Raw genomic sequence first — 25067 nt, 5'->3', positions numbered from 1 at the left:
GTCAGGTGTCAGAATCTGTCGGTGTCCACCCATGCCCCGGTCAACGGCCACGTGTCGCACTGGTTCGACGGTCCGCCGCGGACCCGCGCGCCACTGCCCGGCAGCCGGGACGCCGATGTCTGCATAGTCGGCGCCGGGTACACCGGCCTGTGGACCGCCTATTACCTCAAACGCGCCGACCCCTCGCTGCGCATCGTGGTGCTCGAAGCCCGCTTCGCCGGATTCGGCGCGTCCGGTCGCAACGGGGGCTGGCTGTCCGGTCTGGTCCCCGGCGACCGCGAGCGGATGGCCCGGCAGTACGGACACGATCGCGTGGTGGCGTGGCAACGGGCGCTCAACGACACCGTCGACGAGGTCATCGACGTGGCCGCGCGCGAGAACATCGACGCGGGCATCGTCAAGGGCGGCACCCTCGAGGTCGCCCGCAATCCGGCCCAGGCGTCGCGCCTGGCCGCCGCCATCGACGCCGAACGACGTTGGCAGGTCGACGGAATCGAGCCGCTGACCGCAGAGGAGGCGCGCAGCCGCATCCGGATCGACCGTGTCGTCGCGGCTTATCTCAACCCGCACTGCGCGCGCATCCAGCCCGCCCGGCTGGTCCGCGGTCTGGCCGAGACCGTCGAACGACTCGGCGTGGACATCTACGAGCGCAGCCCAGTCACCGAGATCGCCACCGGCCGCGCCACCACCGGCCGCGGCGTCGTCACCGCCCCGGTGGTGTTGCGCGCCACCGAGGGCTTCACGGCGTCCCTGCCCGGTCTGAAACGGCGCTGGTTGCCGATGAACAGCTCGATGATCGCCACGGATCCGATCCCCGCGCGGCTCTGGGAGACGATCGGCTGGGAGGGCAGGCAGACCCTGGGCGACACCGCGCACGGCTTCTTCTACGCCCAACGCACCGTCGACGACCGGATCGCGATCGGCGGGCGCAGTGTTCCCTACCGGTTCGGATCCAGGATCGACCGCGACGGGCGAGTGCCCGAACGCACCGTCACGCACCTGCGGGCCACCCTGCACGCCCTGCTGCCGCAGGTTGCCGACGTGCCGATCGCCCACGGCTGGTGCGGCGTGCTCGCTGTGCCGCGCGACTGGGAGGCGACCGTCGACTTCGACCGGACGACCGGGCTGGGCTGGGCGGGCGGATACGTCGGCCACGGCGTCACCGCCACCAATCTCGCCGCACGCACGCTCACCGACCTGGTGCTCGACCGTGCGACGCCGTTGACCGCACTGCCGTGGGTTGGCCACCGCTCGCGCGGGTGGGAACCCGAGCCGTTGCGGTGGTTGGGCGTGCGCGGCATGTATCTGGCCTACAAGGCCGCTGACTGGCACGAGGCGCGGGGCGGGCCACGCACGTCCCCGATCGCGGTGGTGGCGGACAAGATCGCGGGTCGCCCGCACTGACCGGTGTCGTCTAGCCGGTTTCGGCGCGTTGCTTGAGACGTTGCAGCGTGAGCCGGATGTGCTCGAAGTTCGCAGCGGTGCGGTCGCTGATCCCGGTGGTCATCGCGGCCGGCTTGAGAATCCAGCGGGGGCGGCGGTCCCACGTCGATTCGGTGACCGTGCAGCCTTCCGCTGTCGGCTCGATGTCGTAGCGCCAGTGCGCGATCGGCACGATCCCGGCACTGTGGACATCGAAGGCGAAGGCCCTGCCCGGATCGGCGGCTGTCACCGTGCACTTCGTGGTCCAGGTGCGGGAACCGTTGCGGTTCTCACCCGAGAACACCGCGCCGGGGGCGGCGCCGGTTCCCTTACGCCACCGCATCGATTCGGCCTCCTCCGCCAGCGAAGCCAACGTGGGCAGGTCGGTGAGTAGCGCGTACACCGCTGCGGGATCGGCGGCGATCGCGACCGATCCGTGGGCGTCGGGCGTCGGGGTTGTCATAGCGGGGGATGGTATCGGCCCGAGTCCGGCGTTGAATCAGAACATGACCGACCGACCAGTACTGCAGCCGTCGAAGACCCACCCCATCACGATCGAACCGACCCGCGACCGCGTCACGGTGCGCGTCGACACAGACCTCGTCGCGGTCACCGGCGCCGCCCTGACACTGCAGGAGGGAAGCTATCCACCCGTGTACTACATCCCGCTCGAGGATGTGGTCGCCGAACTGCTCCCCAGCGACACCACAACGTACTGCCCGTTCAAGGGCGACGCCGGCTACTACCACCTGCGCACCGAAGGCGGCCAGACGGTCGAGGACGCGCTCTGGACCTACCGGGAACCCTTCGCCGCGGTGGCGCCGATCGCAGGCCACGTCGCGTTCTACCCGGACAAGGCGGACGTCACCGTCGGCGCCTAGGCTGGCGAGGTGCCCAGCTGCTCGGCCAGCGTGGTTTTTGCCGGTCCCGCAAGTCCGGGCCTGACGCTGGCCCCACTGCGCCGGGGCAGGGGAGATCCGTGCCACCACGACGCCCCCGACGGCGCCATCTGGCGGACCAGCCTGATGCGGACCGGGCCCGTCACCGCGCGCATCTGCCGGGGAGCGCCGGACACGGTCGACTGCGAGGCCTGGGGTCCGGGCGCCGGCGAGTTCATCGAGATGCTGCCCGCGCTGCTTGGCGCCGACGACGATACGACCGGGTTCCAGCCGGCCGAGCCGACGCTCGCCGCGGCGTGGCGCCGCGTACCGCACCTGCGGCTCGGCCGCACCGGCCGGGTCCTCGAGGCGCTGATGCCTGCGGTGCTCGAACAACGGGTCTACGGCACCGATGCCCGGCGGGCCTGGCGCAGGCTGGTGAACCGGTACGGCGCACCGGCTCCCGGTCCGGCGCCCGAGCATCTGCGGGTGCCGCCGTCGGCGGACGCCTGGCGGCGCATCCCGTCGTGGGAGTTCCACCTCGCCAACGTCGATCCAGCGCGGGCCCGCACCATGGTGGGCTGCGCCCAACGCGCCGACGCGCTCGAGCGGCTGGTCAACCGCCCGCCCGACAGCGCGCGTGCCGCGATGATGTCGCTGCCGGGCGTCGGGGAGTGGACGGCTGCCGAGACGGCGCAGCGGGCGTTCGGCGACGCCGACGCGCTGTCGGTCGGGGACTACCATCTGGCGAAGATGGTGGGCTGGAGCCTGCTGGGACACCCGATCGACGACCCGGCGATGGTCGAGCTGCTCGAACCGGTGCGTCCGCACCGGCACCGGGCGGTGCGGCTGCTCGAAGCCAGCGGGCTCGCGGTGAACCCGCGGTTCGGACCGCGGGCGCCGATCCCGAATCTTGCCGAAATGTGACGTGATCTTGAAGTGGTTATCGCGCCGCGCGCCCGGGTACACCTGGGCGGAGACAAGCGAAGGAGCTATCAATGACGTCATTCACCGTGCCAGGAATGTCCGATAAAGACGGCGCCGAAGTCGCCGAGCTGCTGCAGAAGGCGCTCAGCCGCTACAACGACCTGCACCTGACGCTCAAGCATGTGCACTGGAACGTCGTGGGCCCGAACTTCATCGGCGTGCACGAGATGATCGACCCGCAGGTCGAGCTGGTCCGCGGATACGCCGACGAGGTCGCCGAGCGCATCGCTGCCCTCGGCAATTCGCCGTTGGGTACGCCTGGCGCCATCATCAACGACCGCACCTGGGACGACTACTCGGTCAATCGCGACACCGTGCAGGCGCATCTCGCGGCGGTGAACCTGGTGTACAACGGCGTGGTCGAGGACACCCGTAAGAGCATCGAACGGCTCGGCGACCTCGACCCGGTGTCCGAGGACATGCTGATCGGCCACGCCGGCGAGCTGGAGAAGTTCCAGTGGTTCGTCCGCGCCCATCTGGAGAACTCGGGCGGTCAGCTCGTGACCGAGGGTGCCACCACCGAGAAGTCGGCGGCCAGCAAGGCCAAGAAGTAGACACCGGCGGCGACGGCCGCCGTTCAGCGGTAAGCGGTCAGTCGGGCGAGGATGGCGATCCTGCCGTCCCGCCCGACTGCCTGTGTCTCCGCGACGCCGCTACTGCGACCGACGTGCAGCGGCTTGGCGACGTAGTGCGCCTCGCTGCCGCCGTGAAACGGCCGCAGGAAGTTCACCCGCAGCGAGGCGGTGCGGAAGCCGGCGGCGCTGCCGTCGTCGATGGCGGCCGAACCGACCAGTTCCAGTCCCATCGAGGCCACCCCGCCGTGCACGACGCCGACGCTGTTGTTCAGCACCGGGTCCGCACGCTGCATCAAGACCGTTGCCGCACCACCGGTTTCGCCGACATGCACCGCCATCAACTCGGCCAGCGTGGAGCCGGGAAGCGACCCTGAGGGTTCGTCCGGCCACGCGGCGAGGCCGTCGGGAGCGGTGATGTAGAACGAGCGCACCGTCGCGGTGGCGACCACGTCTGCATCGACGCTCAGCTCGCACAGCCCCAGGGCCGCGTTGTCCTTGCGGCCGAGCGGCCGCGACACGCCCACCACCGGGACGCCGGGGCGCGCCGCGAGCACCTCGGCGGCGTCCGGTGACAGCTCCAGGGACAGCTCACTGGACACCGTCCACTCTCGGTCACCCCGGCGGTGGTGGTTGATCACTCCTCCGACGTGGTCCACCAGCATCGCCAGCGGGGCGACCGTCGGTGCGCCGGTGAGAGGGTTGAGCATCCCACCGGCCGGAATGGACGCGGCGCAGCGCTGCGGGCTCTCCTCCAGTGATTCGATGCCGAAGCGGCCCAGCGGCGTGCTCAGCGGGTAAGGCATCTCCGCAGCCTGACTCAGCCGCCCGGCGAGGTATACCCCTGGTGGGTACCTACAGACCCTGCGGCCGGCCGGCCCCTCCGGCGAGCGCATCGCCGGGCCCGACCGCCTTCTGCAATACCCGGCAAACCCGCTGTCGGCCAGTGGATTACACGTGGTCGCCGGTGTGGTGGCGCGACCTTCCGGCTCCCCGGGGCGCAGAGGTCCGATCCATATCTATTCTAAGAATCCGACTAAGCTTTTGTGCAAATACGTTGGCGGATTGTCGCCGCACTACAGGATTGAAAAATTCTTCGGCAGCAAACAGAATTTGAACCGCTCCACAGGGTGTGATCTATCCCTCACCAGGGCTGCCGGATCGTGAGGACCGTGAAACGGCAACCGTAGCAACAGTATTCGGTAGCGATCAGCGCTGGGGCGGCATACGTGTCCCCGGTGCCCGGCGAATCTGGTTAGGCTGGACTAAGTTGGCATGTCAGGTGCCCTTTGTCATATCGTTTTCAACACTTGTGGCGAGTGGGAAAAGGGCCGTCGTTCAGTGCTGCACGAAGGCACCTCCACCGCCAGGCCGGCTAACGCTCTCGTCGACGGTTGCCGTTCCGTTCAGCTCCGCGGCGGCGTGTGCAAGGAAAAAGGTAGGTGGGAATGGCGCCCAATAGCAGGGGTGGGACTGGCTCCTCACATCCGCAAGGGCTCTACAACCCCGCGTTCGAGCACGACGCGTGCGGTGTGGCGATGGTGGCCGACATGCACGGTCGCCGCAGCCGCGACATCGTCGACAAGGCCATCACGGCCCTGTTGAACCTCGAACATCGCGGTGCCCAGGGTGCTGAGCCGAACACCGGCGACGGGGCGGGCATCCTGTTGCAGGTGCCCGACGAGTATTTTCGGGCCGTTTGCAAGAACGAGGGCTTCGAGCTGCCTGAGCCTGGCAGTTACGCCACCGGCATCGCGTTCCTGCCTCAGTCCTCCAAGGACGCCGCGATCGCGTGCGAGTCGGTCGGCAAGATCGCCGAGGCAGAGGGGCTGCAGGTGCTGGGGTGGCGCGATGTGCCCACCGACGATTCGTCGCTCGGCGCGCTCGCCCGTGACGCCATGCCGACCTTCCGCCAGCTGTTCATCGGCGGTGCGGAGGGGATGGAGCTCGAACGCCGCGCCTATGTGGTGCGCAAACGCGCCGAACACGAACTCGGCACCAAGGGGCCCGGTCAGGACGGGCCTGGCCGCGAAACGGTCTACTTCCCAAGTCTTTCCGGTCAGACGTTCGTCTACAAGGGGATGCTGACGACGCCGCAGCTGCGGGCGTTCTACCTCGACCTGCAGGACGAACGGCTCACCAGCGCGCTGGGGATCGTGCACTCGCGGTTCTCCACCAACACGTTCCCGTCCTGGCCGTTGGCGCACCCGTTCCGCCGGGTCGCCCACAACGGTGAGATCAACACCGTCACCGGCAACGAGAACTGGATGCGGGCCCGGGAAGCCCTGATCAGGACCGATGTCTTCGGCGAAGGCCAGAACCTCGAGCAGATCGTCCCGGTCTGCACGCCGGGCGCGTCGGACACCGCCCGCTTCGACGAGGTGCTCGAGTTGCTGCACCTCGGTGGCCGCAGCCTGCCCCACGCCGTGCTGATGATGATCCCGGAGGCCTGGGAGCGCCACGAATCGATGGACCCGGCCCGCCGGGCGTTCTACCAGTACCACGCCTCGCTGATGGAGCCCTGGGACGGACCGGCCTCGGTCTGCTTCACCGACGGCACTGTCATCGGCGCGGTGCTCGACCGTAACGGTCTGCGACCGTCGCGGATCTGGGTGACCAGCGACGGGCTGGTGGTGATGGCATCGGAGGCCGGTGTCCTCGACCTCGACCCCGCGACCGTCGTCAAGAAGATGCGTCTGCAGCCGGGCCGGATGTTCCTCGTCGACACCGCGCAGGGCCGCATCGTCGCCGACGAGGAGATCAAGGCCGAGCTGGCAGCCGAGCAGCCGTACCGCGAGTGGCTCGATGCCGGGCTGTTCCACGTCGACGAGCTGCCCGCAGGTGATTACGTGCGGATGCCGCATCACCGGGTGGTGCTGCGCCAGCAGGCGTTCGGCTACACCTACGAAGAACTGAACCTGCTGGTCGCGCCGATGGCGCGGACCGGCGCCGAAGCGCTGGGTTCGATGGGCACCGACACCCCGATCGCGGTGCTGTCGGCGCGCCCGCGGATGTTCTACGACTACTTCCAGCAGATGTTCGCCCAGGTCACCAACCCGCCGCTGGACGCGATCCGCGAAGAAGTGGTCACCAGCCTGTCGGGCGCTGTCGGTCCCGAGGGAGACCTGCTCAATCCGGGCGCCGATTCGTGCAGGCAGATCGTGTTGCCGCAGCCGATCCTGCGCAATGCCGAACTGTCGAAGCTGATCTGCGTCGACCCGGACCACGAGATCCGGGGTCACAAGCACGGGCTGCGTGCCGCGGTCATCCGCTGCCTGTACCCGGTGAACCGCGGCGGCCAGGGCCTCAAGGAGGCGCTGGACAACGTCCGCGCGAAGGTGTCTGCGGCGATCCGTGACGGTGCCCGGCTGATCGTGCTGTCCGACCGCGAGTCCAACGAACAGCTCGCCCCGATCCCTTCGCTGTTGAGCGTGTCGGCCGTGCACCACCACCTGGTGCGGGAACGCACCCGCACCCAGGTCGGCCTGCTCGTCGAGGCCGGCGACGCCCGCGAGGTGCACCACATGGCGTGCCTCGTCGGATTCGGTGCCGCGGCGATCAACCCGTACATGGCGTTCGAGTCCATCGAGGACATGGTCGACCGCGGTGTGATCACCGGGATCTCCAGCGACCAGGCCAAGGCGAACTACGTCAAGGCGGCGGGCAAGGGCGTGCTGAAGGTGATGTCCAAGATGGGTATCTCCACGCTGGCGTCCTACACCGGCGCCCAGTTGTTCCAGGCGGTCGGCATCAGCCAGCAGGTGCTCGACGAGTACTTCACCGGTCTGTCCTGCCCGGTCGGCGGCATCGAGCTGGAAGACATCGCCAACGACGTCGCCGCCCGGCACGCATTGGCCTACCTGGACCGGCCCGACGAGAGGGCGCACCGCGAGCTCGAGGTCGGCGGCGAGTACCAGTGGCGCCGTGAGGGCGAATACCACCTGTTCAACCCGGACACCGTGTTCAAGCTGCAGCATTCGACGCGCACCGGGCAGTACTCGATCTTCAAGGAGTACACCTCGCTGGTCGACGACCAGAGCGAGCGGATGGCGTCGCTGCGCGGACTGCTCAAGTTCCGCGAAGGAGAGCGCTCGGCGGTGCCGATCGAAGAGGTCGAGCCGGCCAGCGAGATCGTCAAGAGGTTCTCCACCGGGGCGATGAGCTACGGCTCGATCTCCGCCGAAGCCCACGAGACCCTCGCGATCGCGATGAACCGCCTCGGCGGCCGCTCCAATTCGGGTGAGGGTGGCGAGGCCGTCTCGCGGTTCGACCGCGACGAGAACGGCGACTGGCGCCGCAGCGCCATCAAGCAGGTGGCGTCGGGCCGGTTCGGCGTGACCAGCCACTACCTGTCCAACTGCACCGACATCCAGATCAAGATGGCCCAGGGCGCCAAACCCGGTGAGGGCGGCCAGCTCCCAGGCCACAAGGTGTACCCGTGGGTGGCCGAGGTGCGCCACTCGACGCCCGGTGTCGGTCTGATCTCGCCGCCACCGCACCATGACATCTACTCGATCGAGGATCTCGCCCAGCTGATCCACGATCTGAAGAACGCCAACCCGCAGGCGCGGGTGCATGTGAAGCTCGTCAGCGAGAACGGGGTCGGCACGGTGGCGGCCGGCGTGTCGAAGGCCCACGCCGACGTCGTGCTGATCTCCGGCCATGACGGCGGCACCGGGGCCACCCCGCTCACGTCGCAGAAGCATGCAGGTGCCCCCTGGGAGCTCGGCTTGGCCGAAACGCAGCAGACGTTGCTGCTCAACGGGTTACGTGACCGGATCGTGGTGCAGGTCGACGGCCAGCTCAAGACCGGCCGCGACGTCGTGGTCGCCGCGTTGCTGGGCGCCGAGGAGTTCGGCTTCGCCACCGCGCCGCTGGTGGTCGCCGGCTGCATCATGATGCGCGTCTGCCACCTCGACACCTGCCCTGTCGGTGTGGCCACGCAGAACCCGGTGCTGCGCAAGCGGTTCAACGCCAAGCCCGAGTTCGTGGAGAACTTCTTCATGTTCATCGCCGAGGAAGTCCGGGAGTTGATGGCGAAGCTGGGCTTCCGCACCGTCAACGAGATGGTCGGACAGGTCGGTGCGCTCGACACTGTGCAGGCCGCGGCCCACTGGAAGGCGCACAAGCTGGACCTCAGCTCGGTACTGCACGAGCCCGAGTCGGCGTTCATGAACCAGGACCTGTACTGCAGCTCACGCCAGGACCACGGCTTGGACAAGGCACTCGATCAACAGCTGATCGCCCAGTGCCGGGAAGCGCTGGATTCGGAGACCCCGGTCCGGTTCTCTACGACCATCACCAACGTCAACCGCACCGTCGGCACCATGCTCGGCCACGAGGTGACCAAAGCCTATGGTGGCCAGGGCCTTCCGGACGGCACCATCGACATCACCTTCGAGGGTTCGGCGGGCAACAGCTTCGGGGCCTTTGTGCCCCCGGGCATCACGCTGCGGGTCTACGGCGACGCCAACGACTATGTCGGCAAGGGACTGTCCGGCGGCCGGGTGGTGGTCCGACCGCCAGACGGTGCGCCCGAAGACTATGTCGCCGAGGACAACATCATCGCCGGCAACGTGATCCTGTTCGGTGCCACCAGCGGTCAGATGTTCCTGCGGGGCCAGGTGGGTGAACGGTTCGCGGTGCGCAACTCCGGTGCGCACGCCGTCGTCGAAGGTGTCGGTGACCACGGATGCGAGTACATGACCGGCGGCCGGGTCGTGATCCTCGGCCCGACCGGGCGTAACTTCGCGGCGGGCATGTCCGGCGGCATCAGCTTCGTCTACGACCCCGACGATGTGCTGGCAGACAACCTCAATGCCGAAATGGTGGAGCTCGAGTTGCTCGACGAGACGAACCCCGAAGACACCGAATGGCTGCAGGGCATTGTCCAGGCTCACGTTGACGCTACCGATTCGGCAGTGGGACAACGGATCCTGGCGGATTGGGACGGTGAACTGGTGAACTTCAAGAAGGTGATGCCGCGCGACTTCAAGCGCGTGCTGCAGGCGATCGCGGAGGCCGAGCGCACCGGCCAGGACGTAGACGAGGCGATCATGGCGGCCGCCAGTGCCTGATCCGCGCGGCTTCCTGAAGGTCACCCATCGCGAGACCCCGCCCCGGCGGCCGGTCGACCTGCGCCTGCGCGACTGGAAAGAGGTCTATCAGGACTTCTCCCACGACGTGCTCAAGGAACAGGCGAGCCGCTGCATGGACTGCGGTATCCCGTTCTGCCATGAGGGTTGCCCACTGGGGAACCTCATCCCGGAGTGGAACGACCTGGTGCGCACCGGACGCTGGCACGATGCCATCGAACGGCTGCACGCGACCAACAACTTCCCGGAGTTCACCGGGCGGCTTTGCCCGGCCCCCTGTGAGGGCTCGTGTGTGCTGGGCATCAACCAGGATCCGGTGACCATCAAGCAGGTCGAGGTCGAGATCATCGACAACGCCTTCGAACAGGGCTGGGTGGTGCCGCTGCCGCCGGACCGGCTGACCGGTAAGACCGTCGCCGTCGTCGGCTCCGGCCCCGCGGGTCTCGCGGCAGCCCAGCAGCTGACCCGGGCAGGCCACACGGTGACGCTTTTCGAGCGCGACGACCGCATCGGCGGGCTGCTGCGCTACGGCATCCCGGAGTTCAAGATGGAGAAGCGCCACATCGACCGGCGCCTCGACCAGATGCGTGCCGAGGGCACCGAGTTCCGTACCTCGGTCAACGTCGGTGTCGACATCACGGCGGCGCAACTGCGCAAGGACTTCGATGCCGTGGTTCTCGCCGGCGGGGCGACCGCGCGGCGCGACCTGCCGATCCCCGGGCGGGAGCTCGACGGCATCCACCAGGCCATGGAATACCTACCCTGGGCCAACCGCGTCCAGCTGGGTGACCCGGTCGTCGACGAGGACGAACAGCCGCCGATCACAGCCCACGGCAAGCACGTCATCATCATCGGCGGCGGCGACACCGGAGCGGACTGCCTGGGCACCGCTCACCGGCAGGGCGCAGCCAGTGTGCACCAGTTCGAGATCATGCCGCGGCCGCCGGAGACGCGTGCCGACTCGACGCCGTGGCCGACGTACCCGTTGATGTTCCGGGTGTCCTCCGCACACGAGGAGGGCGGTGAGCGCGTCTACTCGGTCAACACCGAGGAGTTCCTCGGCGAGAACGGGCACGTGACCGCGCTGCGCGGCCACGAGGTCGAGATGAAGGCCGGCAAGTTCGAGAAGATCGACGGCACCGACTTCGAGTTGCCCGCCGACCTGGTGCTGCTGGCCATGGGTTTCACCGGCCCTGAGCGCGAGGGCCTGCTCACCGACCTGAGCGTCGAGATGACCGAACGCGGCAACGTATCCCGCGACGACGACTTCGCGACGTCGGTGCCCGGCGTCTATGTCGCCGGTGACATGGGACGCGGTCAGTCGCTGATCGTGTGGGCGATCGCCGAAGGGCGGGCCGCCGCCTCGGCGGTGGACGAGTACCTGATGGGTCGGACTGCGTTGCCGATGCCGATCGAGCCCACCGCGGCACCGCAGCGGTAGTGCGCGGCGCGGGTGTAGCGACCGCGACTTAGTCACATCCGTCACTTCAGTCACTCCAAAAACATCCGATCTTTGATCGGCGTGCCTCCGGCAGTTTGCCAGAGGGTAGGTATCTAATGACTTGGTGAGGGCGCTGCGGTAAGGTGGCTCCCCGGTCCAGCTATTGGAACACCGCAGGAGAATCACCGTGTACATCAACCCGATTTCCCGGTACCGAGTGGGGCGAATTGCCTGGTCATTGTTCCGTCACCCGGTCAAGAGCCGCGGGTTCCCCGAAAAGGCCGAACGGTTGATCACCGCCGACGAGCTCGTTCGTTACGGCATCTAGCGAACAACGAGTCCGGCGGGACGTCGCATCTGCACGGATGTGACCTCAGGTTTGCTTGACCGTTATCGCTTCGTGACCGAAGCTATTCTTTGCTGAGCAAGCCGGACGCGGCGATCGTCTCTGCCAGCGGCTCGAGCACGCCGGGGTCGTATGGCGGCGGCAGGTAGATGATGGCCAGATCCAGGCCTTCCGCCCCGAGCGCGATGGAGTCCTCGACCACCTTGCGGAAATTGCGGTCCTCGCCCAATCGGATGTGCGCCGACAGCGTTATCTCTTTCGGGTCCCGGCCGACATCGGCGCAGTGCGCGGCGAGCACGTCGCGCTTGCGGGCGAACTCCTCGGGTGTGCCACCGACGAAGTTCCAATGATCGGCGTACTGCGCGGTGATCCGCAGGGTGCGCTTCTCGCCGCTGCCGCCGATGCAGATCGGCGGGTGTGGCTGTTGGGGGCCTTTGGGTTCGTTGCGGGCGTCGGTGAGTTGATAGAACTTTCCGTCGAAGGTGGTCGTCTCCTGCGACAGCAGTCCCTTCAGGATCTGACAGGCTTCCTCGAAGCGGTCGAACCGCTCGGTGATGCTGCCGAGTTCGATGCCGTAGGCCCCGGACTCTTCCTCGTTCCAGCCTGCGCCGATGCCGAGTTCCAGACGGCCACCGGACACGATGTCCAGGGTGGACGCCATGTTGGCCAGGACAGCGGGATGGCGGTAGTGAATGCCGGTGACGAGGACGCCGACCCGCAACCGCCTGGTGGCCTGGGCGAGCGCGGTCAGCGTCACCCAACCCTCCAGGCACGGGCCGGTCGGGTCGGAGAAGATCGGGTAGAAGTGGTCGAACGTCCACCCGGATTCGAAGACGTCGATGTCGTCGGCGGCCTTCCAGACTGCGAGCATGTCGGACCAGGTGGTGTTCTGTGGGGATGTCTTGAAAGCGAAGCGCACGCCTTCCGAGGCTAGTCCTGGTTCGACATGGGCCGGCGATGAGTTCTGCCTCGCCGGTGGGTCGTAATGCCGTGATCGATTTGAGCGAGGCATGCCGCCGCACGACCGCGGTGTTGAACAACGTCCGGGATGACCAACTCGATGCGGCGACCCCGTGTGCCGAGATGTCGTTGCGCGAGCTGGTGGCCCACGTCGGGGGACTGGCCGTCGCGTTCACCGCCGCCGCACGAAAAGATCTGGGCCCGTTGACCGACACTCCGCCGGAGGAAGGTGGCGACCTGGACCCGGAGTGGCGCTCCGCCTATCCCGCGAACCTCGCGGAGCTGGCGCAGGCGTGGCGGGAACCCGATGCCTGGACGGGGATGACCCGGGCGGGCGGCGTCGACCTGCCCGGTGACGTGGCGGGCTCGGTGGCGCTGGCCGAGGTGGTCATCCACGGCTGGGATCTGGCCAGGGCCACCGGCCAGCCCTACGACGTCGATGCGGCCACCGCCGAGGCCTGCCTGACCCATCTCACCCAGTTCCAGGCCTCGGGCACCGAGGGGCTGTTCGGTCCGGCGGTCGCCGTGCCGCAGGACGCACCCGCGATCGACCGCATCGCCGGGCGCAGTGGCCGGGACCCGGCCTGGAGCGTCAGCTGCTGACCAAGTAGACCCCGGAAGCCAGCACGAATGCCATGAAGCCGATGGCGGTGGCGACGACCGTCCACGTCTTCAAGGTGGTCACCGTGTCGAAACCGCAGAATCGCCCGATCAACCAGAAGCCGGAGTCGTTCACGTGCGAGAACGTGATCGAGCCGGCGCAGATGCCGACGACGACAGCCGCCAGGGGGATCGCACCGAGGTTCATCTCGGCCACGGCGGGGGCCATGATGGAGCCGGCGGTGGTCGCCGCGACGGTGGCCGAACCCTGCGCGACCCGGAAGATGATCGCGATCAGGAAGCCGGCGAGCATGACCGGCAGGCCTACGGCGTCCAGACCATCGGCCAGGGTCTGCCCGATTCCGGTCTCGGTGAGGATCCCGCCGAAAGCGCCACCGGCCCCGGTGATCAGGATGATCGAGCAGACCGGTGCCAGCGCGTCGTCGACGAGGTTCTCCAACACCGCACCGATGGGCTCGCGGCGCCGCCGTCGTGGCAGGACGTACAGCAGCACCATGGCCAGCAAGACGGTGATCAGCAGCGCCATCGAGGTGGTTCCGATCAAGCGGGAGAGCTGGTAGCCGATGCTGTCGTCGGCGACGACGCCGTCTGCCTCCAGCGTCGAGAAGATCGTGTTGAAGAAGATCAGCCCCAGCGGCAGTAGCAGCACGAAGATGATGGTCCAGAATCCGGGAAGCTCGTCTTCGGGATAGTCCTTCGGGTCGCCGAGCAGGTTCGGCACCGGCATGTTCGGGTAGCGCTTGGCGATGAGCAGAGCGAGGCGGTAGCCGGCGAGGTACCAGGTCGGCAGGCCGACGAGCAGGGCAACAACGACCACCATCCCGACGTCGGCACCCATCACCGTCGCTGCGGCCGTGGGGCCGGGGTGCGGTGGTGTCAGCGCATGCATCATCAGGAAGGCGCCGATGGACGGCAGCACGTAGAGCATGAACGAGCCGCCCAGGCGCCGGGCCACGGTGTAGATGATCGGCAGCATGACGATGAAGCCGGCGTCGAGGAAGATCGGGAAGGCGTAGAACAGCGAGGCCACGGCCAGTGCGAGCGGCGCTCTGTCCTCACCGAACCTGCGCAGCATCTTGTCGGCGAGAACCTGTGCGCCACCGGTCATTTCGACGAGGCGGCCGAGCACGGCACCGAAGCCGACGAGCAACGCCACCGCGCCGACGGTGGTACTGAACCCGTCGATGACCACGCTGACGACGTCGCCCATGCTGATGCCGGCGGCCAGGCCGGTCAGCACGCTGACCACGATCAGAGAGAAGAAGGCGTGCAGCCTGACCTTGATGATCAGGAACAGCAGTACCGCGATGGCGACGACGGCGATGGCGACGAGCAGGGCGGCGGGCCGCTCCGCGAGAACTACTTCGTCCATGGGGTTTCCTTAAGGGTTTGGCAGGCGCGGAAGGCGGTCAGGATCCCTTCGGTGCGGGCCCGAGTTCACGGAGCAGATCCCCCATGCGGGAGTACGCCTTGTTCCGGTAGGCGATCAGCTTCGCCTTGGTGTCGTCGTCGAAGTCTCCGGTGAGTCCCTTGCCGTTCTTGGTCCCTTCGCGCCCCGCAGCGACGGCGTCGGTGAGCAGCTTGGGGGTGGCCATCCGCTCACCGAACTCGTTCTCCAGGGTGGTGTAGCCCTTGGCGTACACCGGCAGGCCGGCCTGGTCGGCGATGGCGAACGGACCGAAGAAGCCGAGCCGGAAGCCGAAGGTGGTGCGGACGATGGTGTCGACGTCCTCCACCGACGCCACGCCCTGCTCGACGATCAGGGTCGCCTCCTTGAGCAGTGCATACTGCAGGCGGTTCAGTGCCATGCCGGGTGTGTCGGCGACCTGGGCGCCCTCGCGTCCGGCGCGCACCAGAAGATCCTTGACCGAGTCGATAACTTCCTGGGTGGTGGCCTCGCCGGCGACGAGTTCGACGCCGGGGATGAACGGTGCGGGGTTGGAGAAGTGCACCGTGAGGAACCGCTCGGGGTTGGTGACCGCCTCCACCAGCACCTTGACCGGGATGGTGGAGGTGTTGGTGCCGATGATCGCGTCGGGACGGGCGCTCTCGCAGATCCGGGCGAGGACTTCCTTTTTCACGTCGGGGTCCTCGAAAACGGCCTCCATCACGAAGTCGACATCGGAGACGGCGTCCTCGAGGCTGTCGCCGGCCCTGAGGTTGCTCATGATGGTCTTGGCGCTGCCCGATTCGAACAGCCCCTGTTCCTCGAACTCCCTGGCTTCCTTCTCCAGGCGGGTGAGGGCCTCGTGGGTGGCCTCGACGCTGACGTCGGCGATCTGGACCTCGAAGCCGTTGAGGGCGAGAACCTGAGCGATCCCGCCTCCCATGTAACCGGCGCCGACGACTGTGACGGTGTTGATCTTGCGCATGACGATGTGCCCTTCGGGTTGGAGGTCAGGCGAGTGCGGAGGAGAGAACCTGCTGGATGTACTCCCGGTTCTCGGCGCACACGCCCAGGGAATCGGAGCCGTAGTGCTCGCAGCAGAACGGCCCGGAGTAGCCGAGTTCGAGTGCGAGGCGGATCATCTGGCGGTAGTTGATGTATCCGTACTTCAGCGGCAGCGGTGCCGAGCTGTATGCGCCGGTTGCCGGGTCGTAGTCGCGCGAGTAGTTCTTGATGTGCCAGAAGTTCGCGTACGGAAGGACTTTGGCGAACATCTCGCTGAAATGCGGCATCGGCCGGTGCAGTCTGATCAGGTTGCCCAGATCCGGGTTGAGACCCACCGCGTCGTGGTCCACATCGCGGATGAAGCCGACGGCCTCGTCCGGTGTCCCGATGTAGGTGTCCTCGTACATCTCGAGGCTGAGTTGGATCCCGTTGGTCCGGGCGTGGTCGCCGAGCTCGCGGATGCGTTCCACCGCCAGGTCACGCAGCGCCGGGTCGTCGACGTGTCCCTCCACCAGCCAGAACCAGACCTGCTCGCTCTGTTCGGCGGTCACCGCTTGCATGAAGCCGGTGTTCACGATGGTGGCGCCGAAGGACGGAGCCAGGTCGATCAGCCGGTGTGCATCGGCGAGGTTCTGCGGTCCGTTCGCGGCGTCGACCACCGAGCTGCGTGTCATGGAGATCGACGAGATCGCCAGCCCCTCGTCGCGCAGCACGGTGCGGAACTCCTCGACACGACCGTCGGTCAGAGCAGCCAGCGGGACCCAGGCGTCGGTGGGGTCGATGTAGTCGAACCCCAGCTCGCGGACCTGGCGCAGCTGCGACGCCCACACCGCTGCCGGTGCGTCCTTGATGTGGCCACCGTCGGGTCCGCGGTTGCCGAACCCGAGCATGTTGGCCGAGATCGGCCAGGTGTGAGCTGAGTACATTCAGAGCTCCATCGTGGTTTGAGTCACAAAATGGTCGTCTAAATCAAATAGGATATAGGGCTATCGGTGTCCTATGTCAATGCCGGGTAAGCTCGCCTCGCTGGATCGGTGCGCCGTGTGCAGCGACGATGGACCACCAGCCCGACGTGTCCCCGTCGGGCGGTGATGCCGCCGGGATGCGGAAAGGCCTGGAGTGGGAGCCGACGACAACGCGATGCCTGTGCGCAGCACGCTCGTCGATCAGGTGTACGAGCGGCTGATGGAGCTGCTCCTCGACGGCACGCTGCGCTCCGGAGACCCGATAAGCATCGACGGCACGGCCAGGTACCTGGGTGTCTCGCCCACTCCGGTGCGCGAGGCGTTGGCCCGCCTGGAGTCCACGGGCAACGTCGTCCGGGTGGCCATGCGCGGCTACCGTGTGCCGGAGATGCCGGACGCCAAGGAGATGGCCGACATCATGGACGCCCGGCTGCTGATTGAGTCGCAGCTGGCCGAGCTGGCTTGTGCCCAGGTAGACGCCGGTTTTCTGGGCGCTCTGGAGGAGGCGGTCGACCAGCAGGAACAGGCGCCGCACACTCCCGATGCCGCGGCGATCCGGGCGTACCGCCGCGCGGACGAACGGTTTCACCGGCTGATCGCCGAACACGCCGACAACAACGCGCTGTTGCGGGCCTATGACGCACTCGGCGGCCACGGGCAGCGCTTCCGGCTCTTCATCGGGGTGGGCGTCACGGATTCCGCCTGCGCGATCGCCGAGCACCGCGAGATCCTGGCCGCGCTGCGGCGAGGTTACGGGCCCGAGGTCTACCGCATCATGCACTCGCACATCAGGAGCGTGAAGGAGCGGGCGCTGTCCGAACATGCCCGCATCACACGCACGGCAGGGATCACCGACGCAGACGTCCCCCGGGGGAACGGCGAAAACCCACTTCGCTGAGCTGGCGTCGATTATCCTATACGATTAGAATTCGGACACCGAGCCGCGGGACAGCGTCTCCGCGGTCTCGCCGGCGCATCCCAAGGACGGAACAATGACGTACCTCCTCAACTCCCCGGACGACTTCGCCGACGAGGCCGTTCGCGGCCTCGTCGCCTGCCACTCGGACCTCCTCGCCGAGGTCCCCGGCGGCGTGGCTCGCTCGACGCAGACTCCGCAGGGCCAGCCCGCACTCGTCATCGGCGGCGGCTCCGGCCATTACCCCGCCTTCGCCGGGTGGGTCGGGCCCGGCATGGGCCACGGTGCGCCGTGCGGCAACATCTTCTCCTCGCCGTCCGCCTCGGAGGTGTATTCGGTGGTGCGCAACGCCGAGAACGGTGGCGGCGTGATCCTCGGGTTCGGCAACTACGCCGGCGACGTCCTGCACTTCGGCCTGGCTGCGGAGAAGTTGCGACACGAGGGGATCGACGTGCGCATCGTCACCGTCAGCGACGACATCGCGTCCAACGGTCCGGACAACCACCGCGACCGCCGAGGCGTCGCAGGCGACCTGCCGGTCTTCAAGATCGCAGGCGCGGCCATCGAAGCCGGCGCGGATCTCGACGAGGCCGAGCGTGTGGCCTGGAAGGCCAACGATGCCACGCGCTCGTTCGGGTTGGCCTTCGACGGGTGCACCCTGCCCGGCGCCGGTGAGCCGCTCTTCCACATCGAGGACGGCCAGATGGGAGTGGGCCTGGGCATCCACGGCGAACCAGGTGTCCGCGACACCCCGATCGGCAGCGCCACCGAGATCGCCGACCTACTGCTCGACGAACTGCTGTCCGAAGAGCCCGCACGCGGCGAGCACGGTTACGACGGCCGGGTGGCGGTGATCCTCAACGGGCTCGGCACCGTGAAGTACGAGGAGCTCTTCGTCGTCTACGGCCGCATCGCCGAACGCCTGAAGGACAAGGGGCTCACCGCGGTTCGGCCGGAGGTCGGTGAGTTCGTCACCAGCCTCGACATGGCCGGCCTGTCGTTGACGTTGGTGTTCCTCGACGCCGAACTCGAAAAGCTGTGGCTGGCGCCAGTGGAGACGCCGGCGTTCCGTCGCGGCGCGATGCCGGCTGCGGACCGGGCCCCGCGCACCAGCATCTGGGACGCCGCCGAGGCGGAGATTCCGGAGGCGAGCGAGGAGTCCCGAGCCCGCGCGCAGAACATCGTCGCGGTACTCGAGACATGGCAGAAGGTGTGTGCAGAGAACGAGGCCGAGCTCGGTCGTCTCGACGCGGTCGCCGGCGACGGTGATCACGGCCAGGGCATGGCCTTCGGCTCCCGCGGCGCGGCACAGGCGGCCCGCACCGCCGCCGAACAGGGCGCCGGCGCACGGACCACCCTGCTGCTGGCTGGTCAGGCGTGGGCGGACTCGGCCGGGGGCACCTCGGGTGCGCTGTGGGGCGCTGCACTGACCAGCGCCGGGGGCGTCTTCTCCGACACCGGCGACGTCAGCGACCAGGACATCGTCGACGCGGTCAGCGCCGGGATCGACGCCGTCATCCGTCTCGGTGGTGCCGAGCCGGGTGACAAGACGATGGTCGACGCCGCTGCACCGTTCCGCGATGCGCTGGCGGAGGCCATCGACAAGGAGGCGGGTTCCGCAATCACAACCGCGGCCGGCGTGGCCCGCGAAGCGGCTGACAAGACAGCGGACATCCCGGCCCGGCTGGGCCGCGCGAGGGTGCTCGGCGAGAAGAGCGTCGGCACCCCGGACCCCGGCGCGCTGTCGTTCTCGATGTTGATGGCCGCCCTCGGCGAGCACCTGACCCGTTGAACCAAATCAATGAAAAGGATCGAATCATGGCTTTGAGGATTGTGGTCGGCGGCGACAACGCCGGATTCAGCTACAAGGAGGCACTGCGCAAGGACCTGGAGTCCGACGAGCGGGTGGCCACCGTCGAGGACGTCGGTGTCATGGGCTCCGAAGACGACACGGCCTACCCCAACGTCGCCGTCGCGGCCGCCGAGAAGATCGCCAGCGGTGAGGCGGACCGGGCTCTGCTGGTCTGCGGTACCGGCCTGGGCGTCGCCATCTCCGCGAACAAGGTCAAGGGGATCCGCGCGGTCACCGCGCACGATCTCTACTCGGTGCAACGCTCTGTGCTGTCGAACAACGCGCAGGTGCTGTGCATGGGTGAGCGAGTGGTGGGACTGGAGCTGGCGCGGGTGCTGGTCAAGGAATGGCTCGGCCTGGAATTCGACCCGCAGTCCTCGTCGGCAGCCAAGGTTGATGCCATCAGCTCGTACGAGAGTGACTGACCCGGCGGCAGTCGGCGTCGGCCCGTTGTGGGTCGGCACCAGCTGGAAGATGAACAAGGGGGTCACCGAGGCCCGGCTGTACGCGCGCGGCCTGTCCGAGTACACCAGCCGCACTGACCTGTCCGGGGTGCAGCCCTTCATCATCCCGTCGTTCACGGCGGTCGCCGCCGCCCGTGACGAGCTGGGAGCCGGTTCACCGGTGCTGCTCGGTGTGCAGAATGCGCACTGGGAGGACCACGGAGCATGGACGGGCGAGGTCTCCGTCATGCAGGCGAAGGACGCCGGAGCCCAGCTCGTCGAGATCGGCCACTCCGAGCGTCGCGAACACTTCGGCGAGACCGTGGCGACAACTCGGCTCAAGGTCGCCGCCGTGCTGGCACACGGTCTCGTGCCGTTGTTGTGCGTCGGCGAGAGCGCCGAGGTCAAACGTGCCGGCGATTCGTCGGGGTTCATCCTCGAGCAGGCCGCCGGCGCGCTCGACGGTCTTCCCGCGGACCAATTGGGCCGTGTTCTCATAGCCTACGAACCCATCTGGGCAATCGGTGAGAACGGTCGCCCTGCGACGGTCGAGGAACTGCGCGAGCCGTTCGCCGACCTCGGACGCGAATACGGCGGCCGGACAAGAGGATTGCTCTACGGTGGCTCGGTGAGCCTGGACAATGCCGAGGATCTGCTGGGCATCGACCATGTCACCGGGCTGTTCATCGGCCGGGCCGCGTGGCACCTACCCGGCTATCTGCGGCTTCTCGAAGTGGCAGCAGCTCACCGGAAGGCGACCGGCTCGGCCGGCGGCTGATCTCAGTGGGGCTGACGGCTCACATGGGCGCGGGCGTGCTCGATGGCATCGTCGAGGGTGTCGACGAGATGGCGTTCGTGCCGCAGCGATTCGAAGACGCCGACGTTGGCCAGCAGCGCGTTGTGCTCGGGGCGCACCCCCTTGATGATGACGGTGATGCCACGGCCTTCAAGTTCGGTGCAGATCTGCGCCAAGGTGTGCGCGCCGGTGGCATCGAGCATGCCCAGCTGTGACATCCGGATGATCACCACCGAAGTCCGGGGTCCCTCGGCATCCGTGATCGCCGTCGAGATCCGTTCGGCGACACCGAAGAACATCGCGCCGTCCAGGCGCAGCAGGGCGATCTCCTCGTCCCCGGGGCGGCGTGGCCCGGGGAGCTGCTCCCTGACCACGCTGCTGCGCCGGGCGACGCTGCGCAGCGCGAAGAACGCAGCGACGACCACGCCGATCTCCACGGCCTCTATCAGGTCGAAGCACACCGTGATCACGGCCGTCAGCACGAAGGTCAACGCATCAGAACGGGTGGAACGCAGGATCTTTCGCACTGTGGACGCCGAGATCATCCGGAACGAGGTCGCCATCAGCACACCTGCCAGGGCCGCGAGCGGGATCGCCGACACCGGCCCTGTCGCCAGGTAGACCACACCGAGCAGGACCAGCGAGTGCACGATCGCCGACACGCGGGTACGGGCCCCGGACCTGACGTTGACCGCGGTGCGGGCTATCGCGCCGGTGGCGGGCATGCCGCCGAAGACCCCGGAGGCCACCGAGGCGAGTCCCTGGCCCACGAGCTCGCGATCGGGGTCGTAGGGTCCGGTGGACGCCATCGTCGCGGCAACCCGTGCGGACAGGAGCGATTCGATCGCGGCCAGCGCCGCGATCGCCAGCGCGGCGCCCACCAGGTCGCGCAGTGCGCCGAGGTCGGCGTGCGGGAGCACCGGCGCGGGCAGATGGGAGGGCAGCTCGCCGATACGGGCGACCGGTATGCCCAGCACGACGACCAGCACGGTCGCGGCGACCACCGCGCTCAGCGATTCCGGGATGCTGCGGTGCAGACGAGGCAGCACGGTCATCAGCAGCGCGATGAATGCCACCACCCCGAGGCTTTTCCAGGCGTGGCCCCAGTCGGCCTGGCTGACAACGTGCCAGGCGGCCACCAGGGTGCGCTCGCCGGGTGTGCCTGTCGTCGCGAAGGCCGCGGGCAGCTGCTGCAGGAAGATGATGGCGGCGATCCCGAGGGTGAATCCCTCGATCACCGGCCACGGGATGAACGTCACCGCGCGACCCAATCCGGTGACACCGGCGGCCAGCACGATCAGCCCGCCCAGCACGGTGACCAGGGCGACACTGCCGACCCCGTGCAGGACGACGATCGGGGCGAGCACCACCGCCATCGCGCCCGTGGGTCCTGACACCTGAACGTGTGAGCCGCCGAACACCGCGGCCACCAGTCCGGCGATGACCGCGGTGATCAGCCCGGCGGCCGCACCGACTCCGGAGCTGATGCCGAACGCCAGAGCCAGGGGTAGCGCGACCACGCCGACGGTGACGCCGGCGAGGATGTCGCGGCGCCACGACCGGGGGAGCTCGGAGTAGTCGCGACGACTGGGCAGCAGGCGGGCCAGGTTGCTCGCCGCGGACACGATCATCGGGGCGGCTGCACCGGCGGCAGCGCCTTGATCGCCTCGAGCTGATCGCGCTGGGCGCCGAGGGTGTCGGCGAGAAATGTGCGGGCGATCACGAGCAGCTCGGAGACCTTGGGGTGGGCGAGTTGATAGAAGACCGCGTTGCCGACGCGGTGGCCGCTCACGACGTGGTGGCGCTTGAGCACCGCGAGGTGCTGGGAGAGCAGCGTCGCCTCGAGATCCGTGTCGGCCAGGATCTCGCTCACCGGAGTCGGCCCGCCGGCGGCGGACAGGATCTCCAGGACACGGATCCGCGCCGGGTGGGCGAGCGCCTTGAACAGGTTGGCCTTGATCTCATAGAGCGGCCGGTCGGCGGCGTCGGGGACACGATCAGGCACTAGGGCACCTTACGGATTGATGGATTGAACGAATACTCAATTCACTGTAGCTGCCACTGCGGGCGAATCCGTCAACTGTGGTGCGAGTAACCGGTCGCCGAAATTGGGCACACTGGATCCATGGACCCGGTGACCGCGCTGCGCCAGATCGCGTACTACAAGGACCGCGCGCGCGAGGATCCCCGACGGGTGATGGCCTACCGTAACGCCGCCGACGTCGTCGAGGCCCTCACCGACGAGCAGCGCGACAGGCACGGCGCGGCCAACAGCTGGCAGTCACTGCCCAAGATCGGACCGAAGACCGCCAAGGTCATCGCACAGGCGTGGGCCGGGCGGGAACCCGACGTGCTCACCGAGCTGCGCGACACCGCCGTCGATCTCGGGGGTGGTGGTATCCGCGCAGCATTGCGCGGTGACCTGCATGTGCACTCCAACTGGTCCGACGGATCAGCCCCGATCGAAGAGATGATGATGGCCGCCCGCGATCTCGGCCATGAGTACTGCGCGCTGACCGATCATTCGCCACGGCTGCGGATCGCCAACGGCTTGTCCCCGGAGCGGCTGCGCCACCAGCTCGACGTCATCGACGAGCTTCGCGAAAAGGTTTCTCCGATGCGGATTCTCACCGGTATCGAGGTCGACATCCTCGAGGACGGCTCTCTCGATCAGGAACCCGAGCTGCTCGAGCGGCTCGACGTCGTCGTCGCCAGTGTGCACTCGAAGCTGGCGATGGACGCCCCGTCGATGACCCGCCGGATGCTCAAGGCCGTGGCCAATCCGCACACCGACGTTCTCGGCCACTGCACCGGCCGGCTCGTGACCGGCGGTCGGGGCCAGCGTCCCGAATCGAAGTTCGACGCCGAGAAGGTGTTCACCGCCTGCCGGGACAGCGGCACTGCCGTCGAGATCAACTCCCGCCCGGAGCGGCGCGATCCACCGACACGGCTGCTCAAGCTGGCGATGGACATCGGCTGTGTGTTCTCCATCGACACCGACTCCCACGCTCCCGGCCAGTTGGAGTTTCTCGGCTACGGTGCCGCCCGCGCTGTGGACGCCGGACTGACCGCCGACCGGATCGTCAACAGCTGGCCCGCTGAGAAGCTGCTGGGTTGGACGTCGTCCTGAGTCGGTCCGGGTCTTGAGTCAGTCCGGCAGCAGCGGCATCTCCAGACCCGGGTCGCGGCCCACCAACACACCACGGGTCAGCGCGGCGTTGCCGTAGCGGCCCCGCACCCGGTCGATCGCGGCGTCGACGCTGGTCAGGTCGGCAACCATGGAGGGGCAACCGAACGGAAGTTCCAGCTGCTGGGCCCCGTCGCGGTCGATGTTGCACACCGCGAAGCCGACCAGCGTCAGCCCGCGCGCGGCGATCAGCGGGCCGGCGGCAGCGACCAGCGCGCGTGCGGCGCCCAGGACCACCTCGGTCGAAGCCGTGGCCCGCGGCATCGTGTGAGACCGGGTGGCCCGGCCGAAATCGTCGAACCGAAGCCGCAGCACCACGGTGCGCCCGCTGCGTTGCGCCTTGCGCATCCGCCGGGTGATCCGGTCGATCAGATTGACGACGACCGCGTCCACCTCGGCCGGCGTCATCGTGTTGCCCGCCCGGCCCAGCGCTCGTTGGGCCCCGACCGAGTGGCGCCGGTGTCCTGTCACCACCCGGCGGCGATCGACGTTGTGGGACAACGCGAACAGCTGACGGCCCATCGCCGGGCCGACCATCGAGCTCAACATCGACTCACCGAGTTCGGCCACGTCGGCGACGGTCTCGATGCCGTGGGCGTGGAGTTTGTCGGCGGTTTTTGCGCCGACTCCCCACAGTCGCCGCACTGGTAGCGGATGCAGGAACGCCAACTCGCGGTCCGGCGGCACCAGCAGCAACCCGTCGGGCTTGGCTTCCTGACTGGCGACCTTGGCCAGGAACTTGGTGCGGGCGATGCCGACGGTGATCGGCAGGCCGACACGTTCGCGCACCTGTTCGCGTAGCCGGGCGGCGATCTGCACCGGGGTGCCGGCCACCCGGCGCAACCCCGACACGTCGAGAAACGCCTCGTCCACGGACAGCGGCTCGACCACCGGGGAGGTGTCGTGGAAGACCTCGAACACCGCGGCGCTGGCCTGTGAGTACGCCGCCATCCGGGGCGGGACGACCAGGGCGTGCGGGCACAGCGCCCGGGCCTGGCGACCCCCCATCGCGGTACGCACCCCATAGGCCTTCGCCTCGTAGCTCGCGGCCAGGACCACGCCACCGCCGACGATCACCGGCCGCCCGCGCAGCGCCGGGTCGTCGCGCTGCTCGACCGAGGCATAGAACGAGTCGAGGTCGGCGTGCAGGATGCTCGCCACCGCTTCGGACACGAACACATGTTCGCATCCGGG

At 68.0% G+C, this 25067-nt stretch carries 21 protein-coding genes; 12 read left to right on the top strand and 9 right to left on the bottom strand.

Annotated elements, in window-relative coordinates:
- Window positions 1-21: 21 nt before the first annotated feature.
- Window positions 22-1404 carry an NAD(P)/FAD-dependent oxidoreductase gene (locus G6N53_RS03005; RefSeq protein ID WP_163887004.1) on the top strand — a complete coding sequence of 461 codons (1383 nt, stop codon included), beginning with the start codon at window positions 22-24 and terminating at the stop codon, window positions 1402-1404.
- A gap of 10 nt (window positions 1405-1414) precedes the next feature.
- On the opposite strand, the gene G6N53_RS03000 is transcribed toward G6N53_RS03005, so the two are convergent.
- Window positions 1415-1885 (bottom strand): SRPBCC family protein, encoded by a 471-nt coding sequence (locus G6N53_RS03000; RefSeq protein ID WP_163887001.1) that lies wholly within the window; start codon window positions 1883-1885, stop codon window positions 1415-1417.
- Window positions 1886-1928: 43 nt separating this feature from the next.
- On the opposite strand from G6N53_RS03000, the gene G6N53_RS02995 reads away from it, so the two are divergent.
- The 3 genes from G6N53_RS02995 (at window position 1929) to G6N53_RS02985 (ending at window position 3841) form a co-directional block, all read left to right on the top strand.
- Window positions 1929-2303: a DUF427 domain-containing protein gene (locus G6N53_RS02995; RefSeq protein WP_163886999.1), complete on the top strand. Its 375-nt coding sequence runs from the start codon at window positions 1929-1931 to the stop codon at window positions 2301-2303.
- Between the two features lie 9 nt (window positions 2304-2312).
- The gene (locus G6N53_RS02990) at window positions 2313-3227 is read left to right on the top strand and encodes a DNA-3-methyladenine glycosylase family protein (RefSeq protein ID WP_163886997.1); all 915 of its coding nucleotides are present in this window, start codon (window positions 2313-2315) and stop codon (window positions 3225-3227) included.
- 71 nt (window positions 3228-3298) lie between these two features.
- Window positions 3299-3841 (top strand): Dps family protein, encoded by a 543-nt coding sequence (locus G6N53_RS02985; protein ID WP_163886995.1) that lies wholly within the window; start codon window positions 3299-3301, stop codon window positions 3839-3841.
- Window positions 3842-3864: 23 nt separating this feature from the next.
- On the opposite strand, the gene G6N53_RS02980 is transcribed toward G6N53_RS02985, so the two are convergent.
- Entirely contained in the window at window positions 3865-4665 is an 801-nt protein-coding gene (locus G6N53_RS02980) for a PaaI family thioesterase (protein WP_163886993.1), read from the bottom strand.
- Between the two features lie 642 nt (window positions 4666-5307).
- Here G6N53_RS02980 and gltB point away from each other — a divergent pair.
- Together gltB and G6N53_RS02970 are read left to right on the top strand one after the other, a co-directional pair.
- Window positions 5308-9936 carry a glutamate synthase large subunit gene (gene gltB, locus G6N53_RS02975; RefSeq protein WP_163886991.1) on the top strand — a complete coding sequence of 1543 codons (4629 nt, stop codon included), beginning with the start codon at window positions 5308-5310 and terminating at the stop codon, window positions 9934-9936.
- Window positions 9929-11395 carry a glutamate synthase subunit beta gene (locus G6N53_RS02970; protein WP_163886989.1) on the top strand — a complete coding sequence of 489 codons (1467 nt, stop codon included), beginning with the start codon at window positions 9929-9931 and terminating at the stop codon, window positions 11393-11395. Before gltB ends, G6N53_RS02970 begins: the two co-directional genes overlap by 8 nt.
- A gap of 410 nt (window positions 11396-11805) precedes the next feature.
- On the opposite strand, the gene G6N53_RS02965 is transcribed toward G6N53_RS02970, so the two are convergent.
- Window positions 11806-12660, bottom strand: coding sequence for an LLM class F420-dependent oxidoreductase (locus G6N53_RS02965; protein WP_163886987.1), 855 nt, complete (start codon window positions 12658-12660; stop codon window positions 11806-11808).
- A 38-nt stretch (window positions 12661-12698) separates the two neighbouring features.
- On the opposite strand from G6N53_RS02965, the gene G6N53_RS02960 reads away from it, so the two are divergent.
- On the top strand, window positions 12699-13304 hold the full coding sequence (locus G6N53_RS02960; RefSeq protein ID WP_237166353.1) for a TIGR03086 family metal-binding protein: 606 nt from the start codon (window positions 12699-12701) through the stop codon (window positions 13302-13304).
- On the opposite strand, the gene G6N53_RS02955 is transcribed toward G6N53_RS02960, so the two are convergent.
- From G6N53_RS02955 to G6N53_RS02945, 3 genes are read right to left on the bottom strand one after another with little or no spacing between them, the layout of a single operon-like run.
- Window positions 13294-14694, bottom strand: coding sequence for a GntP family permease (locus G6N53_RS02955; protein ID WP_163886985.1), 1401 nt, complete (start codon window positions 14692-14694; stop codon window positions 13294-13296). The two genes, G6N53_RS02960 and G6N53_RS02955, sit on opposite strands and share 11 nt — an antisense overlap.
- Window positions 14695-14731: 37 nt before the next feature.
- Window positions 14732-15694: a 3-hydroxyacyl-CoA dehydrogenase family protein gene (locus G6N53_RS02950; protein ID WP_163886983.1), complete on the bottom strand. Its 963-nt coding sequence runs from the start codon at window positions 15692-15694 to the stop codon at window positions 14732-14734.
- Window positions 15695-15719: 25 nt separating this feature from the next.
- Window positions 15720-16640, bottom strand: a complete 921-nt coding sequence (locus tag G6N53_RS02945; protein WP_163886981.1) for a sugar phosphate isomerase/epimerase family protein — start codon at window positions 16638-16640, stop codon at window positions 15720-15722.
- Between the two features lie 193 nt (window positions 16641-16833).
- On the opposite strand from G6N53_RS02945, the gene G6N53_RS02940 reads away from it, so the two are divergent.
- The 4 genes from G6N53_RS02940 (at window position 16834) to G6N53_RS02925 (ending at window position 20668) form a co-directional block, all read left to right on the top strand.
- The gene (locus G6N53_RS02940) at window positions 16834-17577 is read left to right on the top strand and encodes a GntR family transcriptional regulator (protein ID WP_237166351.1); all 744 of its coding nucleotides are present in this window, start codon (window positions 16834-16836) and stop codon (window positions 17575-17577) included.
- Window positions 17578-17671: 94 nt separating this feature from the next.
- Window positions 17672-19387: an L-erythrulose 1-kinase gene (gene lerK, locus G6N53_RS02935; protein WP_163886979.1), complete on the top strand. Its 1716-nt coding sequence runs from the start codon at window positions 17672-17674 to the stop codon at window positions 19385-19387.
- Between the two features lie 26 nt (window positions 19388-19413).
- Window positions 19414-19872, top strand: a complete 459-nt coding sequence (locus G6N53_RS02930; RefSeq protein ID WP_163886977.1) for a ribose-5-phosphate isomerase — start codon at window positions 19414-19416, stop codon at window positions 19870-19872.
- A complete protein-coding gene (locus G6N53_RS02925; RefSeq protein WP_163886976.1) occupies window positions 19865-20668 on the top strand; it encodes a triose-phosphate isomerase in 804 nt (267 codons plus the stop codon). The genes G6N53_RS02930 and G6N53_RS02925 overlap by 8 nt, the downstream gene beginning before the upstream one ends.
- 2 nt (window positions 20669-20670) lie before the next feature.
- On the opposite strand, the gene G6N53_RS02920 is transcribed toward G6N53_RS02925, so the two are convergent.
- Together G6N53_RS02920 and G6N53_RS02915 are read right to left on the bottom strand one after the other, a co-directional pair.
- Window positions 20671-22317 (bottom strand): SulP family inorganic anion transporter, encoded by a 1647-nt coding sequence (locus tag G6N53_RS02920; RefSeq protein WP_163886974.1) that lies wholly within the window; start codon window positions 22315-22317, stop codon window positions 20671-20673.
- On the bottom strand, window positions 22314-22691 hold the full coding sequence (locus G6N53_RS02915) for an ArsR/SmtB family transcription factor (RefSeq protein ID WP_163886972.1): 378 nt from the start codon (window positions 22689-22691) through the stop codon (window positions 22314-22316). The genes G6N53_RS02920 and G6N53_RS02915 overlap by 4 nt, the downstream gene beginning before the upstream one ends.
- A 120-nt stretch (window positions 22692-22811) precedes the next feature.
- Between G6N53_RS02915 and G6N53_RS02910 the strand changes: the two genes are divergently transcribed.
- The gene (locus G6N53_RS02910; RefSeq protein ID WP_163886970.1) at window positions 22812-23816 is read left to right on the top strand and encodes a PHP domain-containing protein; all 1005 of its coding nucleotides are present in this window, start codon (window positions 22812-22814) and stop codon (window positions 23814-23816) included.
- An 18-nt stretch (window positions 23817-23834) separates the two neighbouring features.
- On the opposite strand, the gene dinB is transcribed toward G6N53_RS02910, so the two are convergent.
- A complete protein-coding gene (gene dinB / locus G6N53_RS02905) occupies window positions 23835-25052 on the bottom strand; it encodes a DNA polymerase IV (protein WP_163886968.1) in 1218 nt (405 codons plus the stop codon).
- Window positions 25053-25067: the final 15 nt, after the last annotated feature.

This window comes from Mycolicibacterium hippocampi (assembly GCF_010723735.1).
In the GTDB taxonomy this organism is placed as follows: Bacteria; Actinomycetota; Actinomycetes; order Mycobacteriales; family Mycobacteriaceae; genus Mycobacterium; species Mycobacterium hippocampi.
This window is presented reverse-complemented; position numbering and strand designations above follow the sequence as displayed.